This window comes from Streptomyces sp. E-08 (assembly GCF_049913095.1).
In the GTDB taxonomy this organism is placed as follows: Bacteria; Actinomycetota; Actinomycetes; order Streptomycetales; family Streptomycetaceae; genus Streptomyces.
The window spans coordinates 3,965,621-3,979,919 of record NZ_CP183971.1; the positions used below are offsets into that span (position 1 = coordinate 3,965,621).

Genomic DNA, 14,299 nt, shown 5'->3' on the forward strand with positions numbered 1-14,299 from the left:
CCGGACAGGAGTAGAAAGGAATCAGGCCCGCGAGACCGAGGACATCCGAGAGGATCACCTGTTGAGCATGAAGGCCCCACGGACCTAGCACCGAAACCGGGCACCCACGCGACGTCGACCCGTCGATTACGGGCCAGCCGCACCAGGCCACGGGCAAAGTTCCCGGCCTGATGGGCACATATCGAGGACGCTTGGTAACTGGGTGGAAGTGCCAGCGGCGGTACCAGGACTGGTGCCGCCGCAACCCATGTCCGGCCCCGCCCACTCCCTTGGCGAGATGCGCCCCCTTGCAAGAGGCACTCCCGTTGCAGGAGGCGCCCCCGCTGCCAGAGGCCCCCTCACACGAGGCGGCTCCCCTCACACGAGGCGGCTCCCGTCGCACGAGGCTGCTCCTCCTCGCGAGGGACGCTCGCTCCCCGACAGAGACTCCTCCGGCCTGAAGGCCGGGGTCAGGCGGCGCCGCGCTGGAGGGCCTCGCAGACGGCTGTCGACTCGCGGACTCCCAGTTCGACCGAGCGTCCGCAGTGCGCGATCCAGGCGCCCACGCCCTCCGGGGTGCCCGACAGGTATCCCTCGAACGCGGCCAGGTAGGCGGCCCGCCCCTGCTCCGCGTGGCCGACCTCCGCCGGGCAGATCGCCTTGGGGTCGAGTCCGCTGCCGACCAGCGCGATCCGCTCCGCCGCGCGCGCGACCAGGCCGTTGTACGAGGTGAAGGGGCGCAGCGCGAGGAGTTCGCCGTGGATCACGGCGGCCGTCACGAGCGCCGGGGCGTCGCTGCCCGCGACGATCAGCTCGGCGAGGCCGTCGAGCCTGCCCGCGACCTCGGCGGGCGTCGGGACCGGGGCGTCGATCAGCGGTTCGTCGACCGTCTCGCCGTCCAGCCGGGGTCGGCCCACCGTGTCGCCCGGGCCGGTGCCGCCCGGGACGCCCGCGTCACCGGCGGCGACCAGGTGGAGCCGGGCGAGCACGCGCAGCGGCGACTGGCGCCAGATGGAGAGCAGCTGCCCGGCCTCGGCACCGAGGCGCAGGGCGGCACCGACCGTGCGGGCCTCGGCGTCGGCGCTGAAGTCGGTGCGCCTGCGGACCTCTTCCAGGGCCCAGTCGGCCCCGGACAGGGCGGCCGAGCCGCGCGCGCCGCGCAGGGCCGCCTCGGAGGAGATCTCGTTGCTGCGGCGGCGCATCACGCGGTGGCCGTAGACCCGGTCGACGGCCTTGCGTACGGAGTCCACCGCTTCGGCGACGCCCGGCAGGGAGCCGAGGGCGGCCAAGGGGTCAGAGGCGTGCGTACTCATAAGTAGGGAGGCTACGCGCCCCGGAGGCCCGCCCCACGATGGAGTGGTCTTCTTCACGCACCTTGACCACGGGCCGCGATCGTGCCGCTACCCTAGGTGAACATGAAGATCGCTTTCGTGGGGAAGGGCGGCAGCGGCAAGACGACGCTGTCCTCGCTCTTCATCCGCCACCTCGCCGCCAACGAAGCGCCGGTCGTCGCCGTCGACGCCGACATCAACCAGCACCTGGGCGCCGCGCTCGGCCTGCCCGAGGCGGAGGCCGCCGCGCTGCCCGCGATGGGCGCGCACCTGCCGCTCATCAAGGAGTACCTGCGGGGCAGCAATCCCCGGATCGCCTCCGCCGACACGATGATCAAGACGACGCCGCCCGGGGAGGGTTCGCGGCTGCTGCGGGTCCGCGAGGACAACCCGGTGTACGAGGCGTGCGCGCGTCCGGTCCCGCTCGACGACGGCGAGATCCGGCTGATGGCGACCGGCCCGTTCACGGAGTCGGACCTCGGGGTCTCCTGCTATCACTCGAAGGTCGGGGCGGTGGAGCTCTGCCTCAACCACCTGGTCGACGGGCCCGACGAGTACGTGGTCGTCGACATGACGGCGGGTTCGGACTCCTTCGCGTCCGGCCTGTTCACCCGCTTCGACATGACCTTCCTGGTCGCCGAGCCGACCCGCAAGGGCGTCTCGGTCTACCGGCAGTACAAGGAGTACGCGCGGGACTTCGGCGTGGCGCTCAAGGTCGTCGGCAACAAGGTCCAGGGGCGGGACGACCTCGACTTCCTGCGCGAGGAGGTCGGCGACGACCTGCTCGTGACGGTCGGCCACTCGGACTGGGTGCGCGCGATGGAGAAGGGCCGCCCGCCGCGCTTCGAGCTCCTGGAGGCGGACAACCGCATGTCGCTCCAGGCGCTCCAGGACGCGGCGGACGACTCGTACGCCCACCGCGACTGGGAGCGCTACACGCGCCAGATGGTCCACTTCCACCTGCGCAACGCGGAGAGCTGGGGCAACGCGAAGACCGGGGCCGACCTGGCGGCGCAGGTCGACCCCGAGTTCGTGCTGGACGAAGGGCTCAGTGCCGCGCAGCCCGCTTAGGGCGTGCGGCCCGCTCAGTGCCGTGCAGCCCGCCTAGCGCGTGCGGGCTTCTCAGCCCTGCGCAACCCGCTCAACCCGCTCAACCCGCTGCAGCCCCGCGCAGCCCGGCGCTGAGGACCGCGTGACCCGCTCAGTGCCGTGCGGCCGCCTTGGTGGCCGGCGCGCCCGCCGGGGCCGCCGCCTGCGGGGAGAGGAAGGCTTTCCAGCCGGCTGCCGGCGCCTCGCCCACGTTCAGGGTGCGCATCTTGGCGATCGCCTCGGGGTCCTGGGCGTCGAGCCAGTCGGCGAGCTGGCGGAAGGAGACGCACTTGACGTCCTTCTGCACGCAGACGGTGGCGATGGTCTCCTCGACGGCGCGCATGTACGTGCCGCCGTTCCAGGACTCGAAGTGGTTGCCGATGATCAGCGGCGCGCGGTTGCCCCGGTAGGAACGCTCGAAGGCCTGCACCAGGCCGTCGCGCATCTGGTCGCCCCAGTACGACTGCTGGGAGGGTTCGCCCTGGGTCGTGCCGGGAGACTGGTTCACCAGGAAGTTGTAGTCCATGGAGAGCGTCTGGAAGGCGCGGCCCGGGACCGGCACGAGCTGCATCGACAGGTCCCACAGACCCAGGTCCTTCTTGGGCCAGATCTGGTCGTTGACACCGCTGGTGTCGTAGCGGAAGCCCATCTCGGACGCGGCCCGGACGAAGTTCGTCCGGCCCTCCAGGCAGGGAGTGCGGGCGCCGACGAGTTCCTTGTCGTAGTCGAAGGGCAGCGGCTGCTCGGCGCGGAGTCCGGCGTTGGTCTTCCAGTTCTTGACGAAGGACTTGGCCTGGTTGATCTCGCTCTTCCACTCCTCGACCGACCAGTTGCCGACGCCGCCCTCCTTCCCGCAGAAGTGGCCGTTGAAGTGGGTGCCGATCTCGTTGCCCTCCTGCCACGCGCCGCGCAGTTCGCGGACGGTGGCGCGGATGCCCTCGGTGTCGTTGAAGCCGATGTCGGAGCTGCCGGCGTTGTGCTGCGGCGGGTCGTAGAGCTCCCGCTTGTCCTCCGGCAGCAGGTACACGCCGCTGAGGAAGTACGTCATCTTGGCGTCGTACTTCTTGCCCACCGTGCGGAAGTGGGAGAAGAGCTTCTGGCTGTCCTCGCCCGCGCCGTCCCACGAGAAGACCACGAACTGCGGCGGCGTCTCGCCCGGCTTGAGCTTGTGCCAGACCGGCTGGTGGGGCTGGGCGCCGGTGAAGGCGGTCGAGCCGTCGCCGATCAGCCGGGGTGCGGACTGCGGGGCCGCGGCCGGGCCCTTCTTGGCGCCCGTGCCGCCGGGTGACCCCTTCGTGGCGGTGTCGTCGGAGCCCGAGCAGCCGGCGAGGCCGGTGGCGAGGGCGAGGGTGACGGCGCCGACGGCGAGCGCCTTCCTCCGGACGGTGGTGGTTCTGCGGGCGACTGACATCCGCGCACCTCTCCTCAGATCCTCGGATTTCCCTACAAGCGATTTCCGTACAAGCGGCGTCAACGTCGCACCAGGAGCACCGAGGGGCGTCAACGACAAGCGGCGTGCGCACGTTCTGTCACCGGAACCGGTGAATCATTGCCCTATTTGCCCCGAAAATAATGCCGGAGTCTTTACTCTCCATTACGATCCATTTACCGAGCGTTGATGCCCCTCCCAGGAGGCTCTCGCCGGGAATCCCGCCGCTGCACCCCGCAAGAGCCGCGACCGCGCTGCCCCGGAGGAGACGGGAATGACCCTCTGCACCCCTGCCCGCACGACCAACCGGCCCCGGATCCAGCGGCCTCACAGCCCGCCGGAGGGGCCCCGCCGCTTCCGCGTCGCCGGCGCCGACCTCTCCGCGTCCGTCGCCGTCTTCCTGATCGCGCTGCCGCTCTCGCTGGGCATCGCGCTCGCCACCGGAGCCCCGCTCCAGTCCGGCCTGGTGGCCGCCGCCGTCGGCGGCCTCGTCGCCGGCCGGTTCGGCGGCTCCCCGCTCCAGGTGAGCGGCCCCGCCGCCGGACTCACCGTCGTGACCGCCGAGCTCATCCAGCGGTACGGCTGGCGCACCACCTGCGCCATCACCGTCCTCGCCGGGCTCACCCAACTCACCCTGTCCGCCCTGCGCGTGGCCCGTTCGGCGCTCGCCGTCTCGCCCGCGATCGTGCACGGCATGCTGGCCGGCATCGGCGTCACCATCGCCCTCGCCCAGCTCCACATCGTGCTCGGCGGCACCCCCCAGAGCTCCGCCGTGGACAACGTCCTGGGACTGCCCGCCCAGTTGGCGCGCGCCCAGCCGGCCGCGCTCGCCATCAGCGCCCTCACCGTGGCCGCGCTCCTGTGCTGGCCCCGGATGCCCGGCCGGGCGGGGCGGCTCGCGCGGAAGGTCCCGGCCGCGCTCGTCGCGATCGCCGGGGCGACGGCGGTGGCCACCGTCGCCGGACTCGCCGTACCGCGCGTGCACCTGCCGTCCTGGAGCAGCCACGCGCTGCCCGGACTGCCCGAGGGCCCGGTCCTCGGCATCGCGGCCGGCGTCCTCACGATCACCCTCGTCACGAGCGTGCAGTCACTGCTGTCGGCCGTCGCGGTCGACAAGCTCGTCGCCGGCCGCGCCGACCGCGGCCGGGGCGTCCCGCGTGCCGACCTCGACCGCGAGCTCGCCGGACAGGGCGCGGCCAACGTGATCTCCGGGGCGCTCGGCGGCCTCCCGGTCGCCGGGGTCGCGGTCCGCAGCGTCGCGAACGTCTCGGCGGGCGCGGTGAGTCGCGCCTCGACGATGCTGCACGGCCTGTGGATCGTGCTCGCGGCCCTGCTGCTCGTGCCGGTGCTCGACCTGATCCCGCTGCCCGCGCTCGCCGCGCTGGTCATGGTGGTCGGCATCCAGATGGTGAGCATCACCCACATCCGTACGGTCACGCGCCATCGCGAGGTCGTCGTCTACGCGGTGACGGTGACCGGCGTCGTCCTCGTCGGCATCCTGGAGGGTGTCGCCCTCGGCGTCGCCGTCGCCATCGCGGTCGCCCTGAACCGGCTGGCCCGCACGCGGATCACCCGGGAGGAGCGGGACGGGCGCCATCTGCTGCACGTCCGGGGTCAGCTGACGTTCCTCGCCGTGCCCCGGCTCAGCCGGGCCCTGCACCAGCTGCCGCAGGGATCCGACGTGGTGGTCGAGCTGGACGGGTCGTTCATGGACCACGCCGCCTACGAGACGCTGAGCGACTGGACCGCCGGGCACCTCGCCCACGGCGGGACGGTCGAGACGACGGGCCCCTCCGGCGCCCGGATCGCGGAGCCCGCCCCCGTCGCCGCCTCCGCCGCGCACCCGTGCTGCCGTCCCTGGACGCCCTGGCACAACCACCAGTGCGGGGAGCAGCCCACCACGACCGCCACGGCCACCGTGACCGCCGCGGCCACGGAGGCCCCCGGCACCGCCGGGACCAGACCGGCGACGGGGCTGCACCTGGCGAGCGGCATCGGCAAGTTCCAGCGGAACACCGCCCCGCTCGTGCGGGACGAGCTCGCCCGGCTCGCGCGGGAGGGCCAGCGGCCCTCGCAGCTCTTCCTGACCTGCGCCGACTCCCGTCTCGTCACCAGCATGATCACTTCCAGCGGCCCCGGTGACCTCTTCACCGTGCGCAACGTCGGCAATCTCGTCCCGCTCCCCGGCGAGGAGAGCGGGGACGACTCGGTGGCGGCGGCGATCGAGTACGCCGTGGACGTGCTGCGGGTCGAGTCGATCACCGTGTGCGGCCACTCGGGCTGCGGCGCGATGCAGGCGCTGCTCAACGGCGGCCCGGACGACCCGCCGACCCCGCTCCGCCGCTGGCTGCGCCACGGCCTGCCCAGCCTGGAGCGGATGGCGAGCCGACGACACGCCTGGGCCCGGATCTCCGGGCGTCTGCCGGCCGACGCGGTCGAGCAGCTCTGCCTGACCAACGTGGTCCAGCAGCTGGAGCACCTGCGGGCGTACGAGCCGGTGGCGCGCCGGCTGGCCGAGGGCACCCTGTCGCTGCACGGCGTGTATTTCCACGTGGGTGAGGCGCAGGCGTATCTCCTCTCCGGGACGGACGAGGTGCACAGCTACGACGACGTCTTCACCCAGGTCATGCCGACGGGCCACCTGGAACCGGTGCACGCGTCCTGAACTTTCCGGTCCGCCCGGCCGTGAGACTGTGTGGCCCCTTCTCCCACCGCTCGGGAAGAAGGGGCCACCGCACGTCACTGCACTCACAGGTCTAAACCAATTCCCTGGATGCTCTTGTCACCCGGGCGTCTGACTGGTGAGGTATGACTCGGGACACATACGCACAGAGGACGCCCTGGGAAAGGGAGATGTCGTGAGCAACGAATCCTTGGCCAACCTGCTCAAGGAAGAGCGGCGGTTCGCGCCGCCCACCGAGCTGGCCGCGGACGCCAATGTGACGGCGGAGGCGTACGAGCAGGCCAAGGCGGACAGGCTGGGCTTCTGGGCCGAGCAGGCCAAGCGCCTCAGCTGGGCCACCGAGCCGACCGAGACCCTCGACTGGTCGAACCCGCCGTTCGCCAAGTGGTTCGCCGACGGCGAGCTGAACGTGGCGTACAACTGCGTCGACCGGCACGTCGAGGCCGGGCACGGCGACCGGGTCGCCATCCACTTCGAGGGCGAGCCCGGCGACAGCCGCGCGATCACCTACGCCGAGCTCAAGGACGAGGTCTCCAAGGCCGCCAACGCCCTGACCGAGCTGGGTGTCCGCAAGGGCGACCGCGTCGCCGTCTACCTGCCGATGATCCCCGAGGCGGCCATCACGATGCTGGCCTGCGCCCGCGTCGGCGCCGCCCATTCGGTGGTCTTCGGCGGCTTCTCGGCGGACGCCGTCGCCTCCCGCATCCAGGACGCCGACGCCAAGCTGGTCGTCACCGCCGACGGCGGCTACCGCCGCGGCAAGCCGAGCGCCCTCAAGCCGGCCATCGACGAGGCCGTCGCCAAGTGTCCGCAGGTCGAGCACGTCCTCGTGGTCCGCCGTACGGGCCAGGACACCGCCTTCACCGAGGGCCGGGACGTCTGGTGGGACGACATCGTCGCCCGCCAGTCCGCCGAGCACACCCCGGAGGCCTTCCCGGCGGAGCACCCGCTCTTCATCCTCTACACCTCGGGCACCACGGGGAAGCCGAAGGGCATCCTGCACACCTCCGGCGGCTACCTCACCCAGGCCGCCTACACCCACCACGCCGTCTTCGACCTCAAGCCGGAGACCGACGTCTACTGGTGCACCGCCGACATCGGCTGGGTCACCGGACACTCGTACATCGTCTACGGCCCGCTGGCCAACGGCGCGACGCAGGTCATGTACGAGGGCACGCCGGACACCCCGCACCAGGGCCGGTTCTGGGAGATCGTGCAGAAGTACGGCGTCACGATCCTCTACACGGCGCCCACCGCGATCCGCACGTTCATGAAGTGGGGGGACGACATCCCCGCGAAGTTCGACCTGTCCAGCCTCCGCGTGCTGGGCTCGGTCGGCGAGCCGATCAACCCCGAGGCCTGGATCTGGTACCGCGAGCACATCGGCGCGAACAAGACCCCGATCGTGGACACCTGGTGGCAGACCGAGACCGGCGCGATGATGATCTCGCCGCTGCCGGGCGTCACCGAGACCAAGCCGGGCTCGGCCCAGCGCCCGCTGCCGGGCATCTCCGCCACCGTCGTGGACGACGAGGCGAACGAGGTCCCGAACGGCGGCGGCGGCTATCTGGTCCTCACCGAGCCGTGGCCGTCGATGCTCCGCACCATCTGGGGCGACGACCAGCGCTACATCGACACGTACTGGTCGCGCTTCGAGGGCAAGTACTTCGCCGGTGACGGCGCCAAGAAGGACGACGACGGCGACATCTGGCTGCTCGGCCGGGTCGACGACGTCATGCTCGTCTCGGGCCACAACATCTCGACGACCGAGGTCGAGTCGGCCCTCGTCTCGCACCCGTCGGTCGCCGAGGCGGCCGTCGTCGGCGCCGCCGACGAGACCACCGGTCAGGCGATCGTCGCCTTCGTCATCCTGCGCGGCACGGCGAGCGAGGACGACAACCTGGTCGCCGACCTGCGCAACCACGTGGGCGCGACGCTCGGCCCGATCGCCAAGCCGAAGCGGATCCTGCCGGTGGCGGAGCTGCCGAAGACCCGCTCGGGCAAGATCATGCGCCGTCTGCTGCGCGACGTCGCGGAGAACCGTGAGCTCGGTGACGTCACCACGCTGACGGACTCCTCGGTCATGTCGCTGATCCAGACCCAGCTGCCGGCCACGTCCAGCGAGGACTGACCGACCGGTACCGCATGCGAACGCCCGCCCCGAGCCGCTCGGGGCGGGCGTTCTTGTTCCCCACCCCGCGTGCCCCCGCCCCACGTACCTCCGCCCCCCGAACCCCCACTCCCCGGACCCCCGCACCTCTCCTGACGGGACGAACGGAGCAAATCTCCCTAAAGTGAATCCCGCCGGACACCACTCGGGCTCGTTAGGTAAAGTAAGGACCGCGTCAGGAACGCGACAGAAAGACCTAGGTGAGCCGGGAAGTCTGGTCGGCATGTGCTTCGCCCTGCCTGCCCGACGGAGGTCTCCCCGTGTCCGTGCCCACCGACCGCAAGTTCCTCGGCCGTCTCTCGCTTCCCGAGCGGCGGTACATCGCCGACGCGCTGCGCACCGAGACCGTCGGCGGCGTCCTGCTCCTCCTCGCCGCCGTCGCCGCCCTCGTCTGGGCGAACAGCCCGCTCAGCGAGAGCTACGAGACCGTCAGCGACTTCCACATAGGCCCCGCCGCCCTCGGCCTCGACCTGTCGATCCAGCACTGGGCGGCCGACGGCCTCCTCGCGATCTTCTTCTTCGTCGCCGGCATCGAGCTCAAGCGCGAGCTCGTCGCGGGCGAGCTGCGCGACCCCAGGGCCGCCATGCTCCCCGTCGTGGCCGCACTCTGCGGCATGGCCGCCCCCGCCCTCGTCTACACCCTGGTCAACACCGTCGGCGGCGGCTCCCTGGACGGCTGGGCCGTGCCCACCGCGACCGACATCGCCTTCGCGCTCGCCGTCCTCGCCGTCATCGGCACCTCGCTGCCGTCGGCGCTCCGCGCGTTCCTGCTCACCCTCGCCGTCGTCGACGACCTCTTCGCGATCCTGATCATCGCGGTCTTCTTCACCAGCGACCTGAACTTCGCCGCGCTCGGCGGCGCCGTGGCCGGTCTCGTCGTCTTCTGGGTACTGCTCCGCAAGGGCGTCCGCGGCTGGTACGTGTACGTGCCGCTGGCCCTGGTCATCTGGGGCCTGATGTACAACAGCGGCGTCCACGCCACCATCGCCGGCGTCGCCATGGGCCTGATGCTCCGCTGCACCACACGGGAGGGCGAGGAGCAGTCCCCCGGCGAGCACATCGAGCACCTGGTCCGGCCGCTCTCGGCCGGGCTCGCCGTGCCCCTGTTCGCGCTGTTCTCCGCCGGTGTGAGCGTCTCCGGCGGCGCCATCCACGACGTCTTCACCCAGCCGGTCACCCTCGGGGTGGTCCTCGGTCTCGTCGTCGGCAAGGCGATCGGCATCTTCGGCGGCACCTGGCTCGCCGCCCGCTTCACCCGGGCGGAGCTCAACCCGGACCTGGCCTGGCCCGACGTGTTCGCCGTCGCCACCCTCGCCGGGATCGGCTTCACCGTCTCGCTCCTCATCGGCGAACTCGCCTTCGCCGGTGACGCCGTGCTCACCGACGAGGTGAAGGCCGCCGTCCTGATCGGCTCGCTCATCGCGGCGGTCCTCGCCTCGGTCCTGCTGAAGCTGCGGGTCCGGAAGTACCAGGCCCTCGTCTCCGACGAGGAGCGCGACGAGGACGAGGACGGCATCCCCGACATCTACGAGCAGGACAACCCCGAGTACCACCTGCGGATGGCCGCGATCCACGAGAAGAAGGCCGCGGAACACCGCGAGCGCGCCCGACTGGCGGGGGCATCGCGCGACGGGGCCGACCGTCCGGCATGATCTGATGCGGACCGTAGAAGAGGACTCGCACCGTAGAAGAGGACCTCGGACCGCAGAAGAGAAGAGGGAGCAGCGATGAGCGACCCGTTCGACGGAACCGAGCGCAGCCTCGGCCAGCTGGTCGCCTCGGCGACCGCCGAGATGTCCGCGCTGGTGCACGACGAGATCGCCCTGGCCAAGGCCGAACTGCGACAGGACGTCAAGCGCGGCGCGTTCGGCAGCATCATGGGAATCGGCGCCCTCGTGGTGCTGCTGTTCTCGCTGCCGATGCTGAGCTTCGCGCTCGCGTACGCCATCAACACCTGGACCGGCGGGCACAACGGCAACGGGGGCTGGAACCTCGTCTGGTGCTTCCTGCTGTCCTTCGCCTTCAACGTGCTGCTCGCGACCCTGCTCGGCCTGATCGCGTACTCCAAGTTCAAGAAGGTCAAGCCGCCGGAGAGGTCCATCGCCTCCGCCAAGCAGACGGCGGCGATCATGCAGAACGCGAAGCCGCACCCCCGTCCGGAGCAGCGCCCGGCCCTTGAGAAGGCCTCCGCTGTGGCACGCTCGTCCGTATGACCCTCCCCGAGAGCAGCAGCGGCAACGGCGGGCCCGTACGCCTGGACGGGCCGTGGACCCACCGCGACGTGGCCGCCAACGGTGCCCGCTTCCACATCGCCGAGATGGGCGACGGACCGCTGGTGCTGCTCCTGCACGGCTTCCCGCAGTTCTGGTGGACCTGGCGCCACCAGCTGCCCGCCCTGGCCGAGGCCGGGTTCCGGGCGGTCGCGATGGACCTGCGCGGGGTGGGCGGCAGCGACCGCACGCCACGGGGTTACGACCCCGCCAACCTCGCCCTCGACATCACCGGCGTCGTCCGCTCGCTCGGCGAGCCGGACGCGGCGCTCGTCGGGCACGACCTGGGCGGCTACCTCGCCTGGACGGCCGCCGTCATGCGGCCGAAGCTGGTGCGCCGGCTCGTGGTCTCCTCGATGCCGCACCCGCGCCGCTGGCGCTCGGCGATGCTCTCCGACTTCGCCCAGTCGCGGGCCGGCTCGCACGTGTGGGGCTTCCAGCGGCCGTGGCTGCCGGAGCGTCAGCTCGTCGCGGACGACGGGGCGCTCGTGGGCGAGCTGATCCGGGACTGGTCGGGCCCGAAGCCGGTCGACGAGGAGGCCGTCGAGGTGTACCGGCGGGCCATGTGCGTGCCGTCGACGGCGCACTGCTCGATCGAGCCGTACCGCTGGATGGTGCGGTCCCTGGCCCGTCCGGACGGCATCCAGTTCAACCGGCGCATGAAGCGGCCGGTACGGGTGCCGACGCTCCATCTGCACGGCTCCCTGGACCCGGTGATGCGGACCCGCAGCGCCGCGGGATCCGGCGAGTACGTGGAGGCGCCGTACCGCTGGCGGCTCTTCGACGGGCTCGGGCACTTCCCGCACGAGGAGGACCCGGTGGCCTTCACCACGGAGCTGGTCAACTGGCTGAAGGACCCCGAGCCCGACCGCTGAGCCCCCGTCACGACCCGTTCGGCGCACAGGCGTCCGTCGAACGGCCATGTGCCTCGCGCATACTCCGATTGGCGGGCCCCGGGGCGGTTACCGACCTTGGCCCCCGGGCAGACGTCGAGGTATGGGCTGGACGCACGACTACGGTGACACGACAGCACGCGACCGCCGCGCGGCCACGGGGCCGGGCTCCCGCGAGAGGGGTGGCCCGCCGGACCAGGGCCACGCGGTGGAGGGGGTGGGGATCTCGCGCATCCTGCGCCGCCGGGCCCGCTGGGTCTCGGCCCGGCTCAGGCACCCCAGAGACACCGCCTAGGGCGTTTCTTTCGGATCATCTCGCTGACCAGATGAAGATGGCGGCGATGTGGAGTCCGGCGAGGTAGATGGTGGCGGTCTTGTCGTAGCGGGTGGCGAGGCCGCGCCATTGCTTGAGCTTGTTGATGCACCGTTCGACGGTGTTCCGCTGCTTGTAGGCCTCGCGGTCGAAGGCGGGTGGACGGCCTCCGAGCCGGCCGCGCCGTTTGCGGTTCGCGGCCTGGTCGGAGGGCTGCGGGATCACCGCCCGGATCCCGCGCCGGCGCAGACGGGTCCGGATCGCGCGCGACGAGTAGGCCTTGTCGGCCAGGAGCACGTCCGGGGTGGTCCGGGGCCGGCCGATCGGCCGCGGCACCCGTAAGCGGGCCATGACCTCGGGAAACGCGGGTGCGTCACCGGCCTGGCCGGGCGTGAGGACGAACGCCAGTGGCCGGCAGCGGCTGTCCGCGGCAAGGTGGATCTTCGTGGTCAGCCCGCCGCGGGACCGTCCGAGGGCATGGTCGTCCGGCTCGCCGTCCGGGGCCCCTTTTGGCGGGCCCCGGCAGCGTGCTGATGAGCCCGGACGACGGTGGAGTCGACGGCGACGATCCAGTCGAGGTCGCCTTCGGCGTCGGCCTGGGCGAGCAGAGCGGTGAAGACCTTCTCCCAGGTGCCGTCGGCGGCCCACTTCCGCAGTCGGTTGTGGGCTCCCTTCCACGAGCCGAAGTGCTCGGGCAGGTCCATCCACGGCGTGCCGGTGCGGTACTTGAACGCGATCGCGTCGATCACCTGCCGGTGATCACGCCACCGCCCACCCCGCTTCGGTGTCCGGTCCGGCAGCAACGGCTCGATCCTCGCCCACTGGGCGTCAGTCAACGACACACATCAACCAACGATCAGATGATCCGAAGGAAACGGCCTAGGGGCCCCTCGGGGCCGGTCTCGGCGGGTGGGGTCAGAGGGCGCAGGCCTGGGTGTCGACCTGCTGGTCGGCGGTCCGGCCGCGCTCGATGTCCTCGCGGATCTCGTCGACCGTCAGGGCGTATCCGGTGTTCGCGTCGTCGAGGGAGCGGGCGAAGATCACGCCGTACACCTCGCCGTCCTCGGTGAGGAGCGGGCCGCCGGAGTTGCCCTGCCGGACCGTCGCGTACAGCGAGTACACGTCCCTGCGCACCTCGTCGCGGTGGTAGATGTCGGGGCCCTTGGCGCTGATGCGGCCCCGCACGCGGGCGGAGCGTACGTCGTACGAGCCGTTCTCCGGGAATCCGGCGACGATCGCGTCGTCGCCGCTGCGGGCGTCCTCGTCGGTGAAGGCCAGCGGCGTGGCCCGGAGGTCCGGCACGTCCAGGACGGCGATGTCGCGCCGCCAGTCGTAGAGGACGACCTTGGCGTCGTAGAGCTTGCCCTCGCCGCCTATCTGGACGGTCGGTTCGTCGACGCCGCCGACGACGTGCGCGTTGGTCATGATGCGGCGGTCGGCGAAGACGAAGCCGGTGCCTTCGAGGACCTTGCCGCAGCTCTGCGCCGTGCCGACGACCTTCACGATGGAGCCCTGCGCGCGGGCGGCGACCGGGCTGTCGGCGAGCGCCGGGTCGGGCGGGGTGACCGGGGTGATCGGTTCGTTCGCGAAGGGGCTGAAGACCTGCGGGAAGCCGCTGCGCGCCAGGGTGGAGCTGAAGTCGTCGAACCAGCCGGAGGCCTGATCCGGCATCACCTGCTCGACCCCGAGCAGCACCTTGGAGTTCCGTACCTCCTTGCCCAGGGTGGGCAGCGAGGTACGGGCGAGGGCCGAGCCGATCAGCCAGGCCACGAGCAGCATCGCGACGACGTTGACGAGGGCGCCGCCGGTGGCGTCCAGGGCGCGGGCCGGCGACCAGGTGATGTGGCGGCGCAGCTTGTTGCCGAGGTGGGTGGTGAACGCCTGGCCGACGGAGGCGCAGACGATGACCACCATCACGAAGACGACGGTGGCCGTGGTCGAGACCTCGCTGTTGTCGGTGAGCTGGTCCCAGAGGATCGGGAGCAGCAGAACGGCGACGAGTCCGCCGCCGAGGAAGCCGATCACCGAGAGGATGCCGACCACGAATCCCTGGCGGTAACCGATGATCGCGAACCACACGGCGGCGAGCAGCAACAGGATGTCCAGCACGTTCACCGTCAATAGCCTCGCAGATTCGTTTCC

11 protein-coding genes are annotated in these 14,299 nt (G+C 71.3%); 7 read left to right on the forward strand and 4 right to left on the reverse strand.

Annotated elements, in window-relative coordinates:
• Positions 1-449 precede the first annotated feature (449 nt).
• A complete protein-coding gene (locus ACN9MM_RS18070) occupies positions 450-1,292 on the reverse strand; it encodes an oxidoreductase (protein ID WP_426364590.1) in 843 nt (280 codons plus the stop codon).
• 102 nt (positions 1,293-1,394) lie between these two features.
• Here ACN9MM_RS18070 and ACN9MM_RS18075 point away from each other — a divergent pair, with 102 nt between their 5' ends.
• Entirely contained in the window at positions 1,395-2,381 is a 987-nt protein-coding gene (locus ACN9MM_RS18075) for an ATP-binding protein (protein WP_382865459.1), read from the forward strand.
• A gap of 130 nt (positions 2,382-2,511) precedes the next feature.
• On the opposite strand, the gene ACN9MM_RS18080 is transcribed toward ACN9MM_RS18075, so the two are convergent.
• A complete protein-coding gene (locus tag ACN9MM_RS18080; RefSeq protein ID WP_426364591.1) occupies positions 2,512-3,810 on the reverse strand; it encodes a hypothetical protein in 1,299 nt (432 codons plus the stop codon).
• Between the two features lie 292 nt (positions 3,811-4,102).
• Here ACN9MM_RS18080 and ACN9MM_RS18085 point away from each other — a divergent pair, with 292 nt between their 5' ends.
• The 6 genes from ACN9MM_RS18085 to ACN9MM_RS18110 all read left to right on the forward strand — a co-directional run bounded on the left by ACN9MM_RS18085 (position 4,103) and on the right by ACN9MM_RS18110 (position 12,139).
• The gene (locus tag ACN9MM_RS18085; RefSeq protein WP_426364592.1) at positions 4,103-6,493 is read left to right on the forward strand and encodes a SulP family inorganic anion transporter; all 2,391 of its coding nucleotides are present in this window, start codon (positions 4,103-4,105) and stop codon (positions 6,491-6,493) included.
• A gap of 193 nt (positions 6,494-6,686) precedes the next feature.
• Entirely contained in the window at positions 6,687-8,642 is a 1,956-nt protein-coding gene (gene acs / locus ACN9MM_RS18090; protein WP_426364593.1) for an acetate--CoA ligase, read from the forward strand.
• Between the two features lie 299 nt (positions 8,643-8,941).
• On the forward strand, positions 8,942-10,333 hold the full coding sequence (nhaA, locus tag ACN9MM_RS18095) for a Na+/H+ antiporter NhaA (RefSeq protein ID WP_426364594.1): 1,392 nt from the start codon (positions 8,942-8,944) through the stop codon (positions 10,331-10,333).
• Positions 10,334-10,408: 75 nt separating this feature from the next.
• The gene (locus tag ACN9MM_RS18100) at positions 10,409-10,894 is read left to right on the forward strand and encodes a phage holin family protein (protein ID WP_426364595.1); all 486 of its coding nucleotides are present in this window, start codon (positions 10,409-10,411) and stop codon (positions 10,892-10,894) included.
• A complete protein-coding gene (locus tag ACN9MM_RS18105) occupies positions 10,891-11,826 on the forward strand; it encodes an alpha/beta fold hydrolase (protein ID WP_359510590.1) in 936 nt (311 codons plus the stop codon). Before ACN9MM_RS18100 ends, ACN9MM_RS18105 begins: the two co-directional genes overlap by 4 nt.
• A gap of 121 nt (positions 11,827-11,947) precedes the next feature.
• Positions 11,948-12,139 carry a hypothetical protein gene (locus tag ACN9MM_RS18110; RefSeq protein ID WP_426364596.1) on the forward strand — a complete coding sequence of 64 codons (192 nt, stop codon included), beginning with the start codon at positions 11,948-11,950 and terminating at the stop codon, positions 12,137-12,139.
• A 15-nt stretch (positions 12,140-12,154) separates the two neighbouring features.
• On the opposite strand, the gene ACN9MM_RS18115 is transcribed toward ACN9MM_RS18110, so the two are convergent.
• A protein-coding gene (locus ACN9MM_RS18115; RefSeq protein ID WP_426364597.1) for an IS5 family transposase occupies positions 12,155-12,999 on the reverse strand; the annotation gives its coding sequence in 2 pieces (ribosomal slippage) (positions 12,155-12,640 and positions 12,643-12,999; 843 coding nt in all).
• Positions 13,000-13,072: 73 nt separating this feature from the next.
• A complete protein-coding gene (locus ACN9MM_RS18120; protein ID WP_426364598.1) occupies positions 13,073-14,272 on the reverse strand; it encodes a MarP family serine protease in 1,200 nt (399 codons plus the stop codon).
• Between the last annotated feature and the right edge of the window lie 27 nt (positions 14,273-14,299).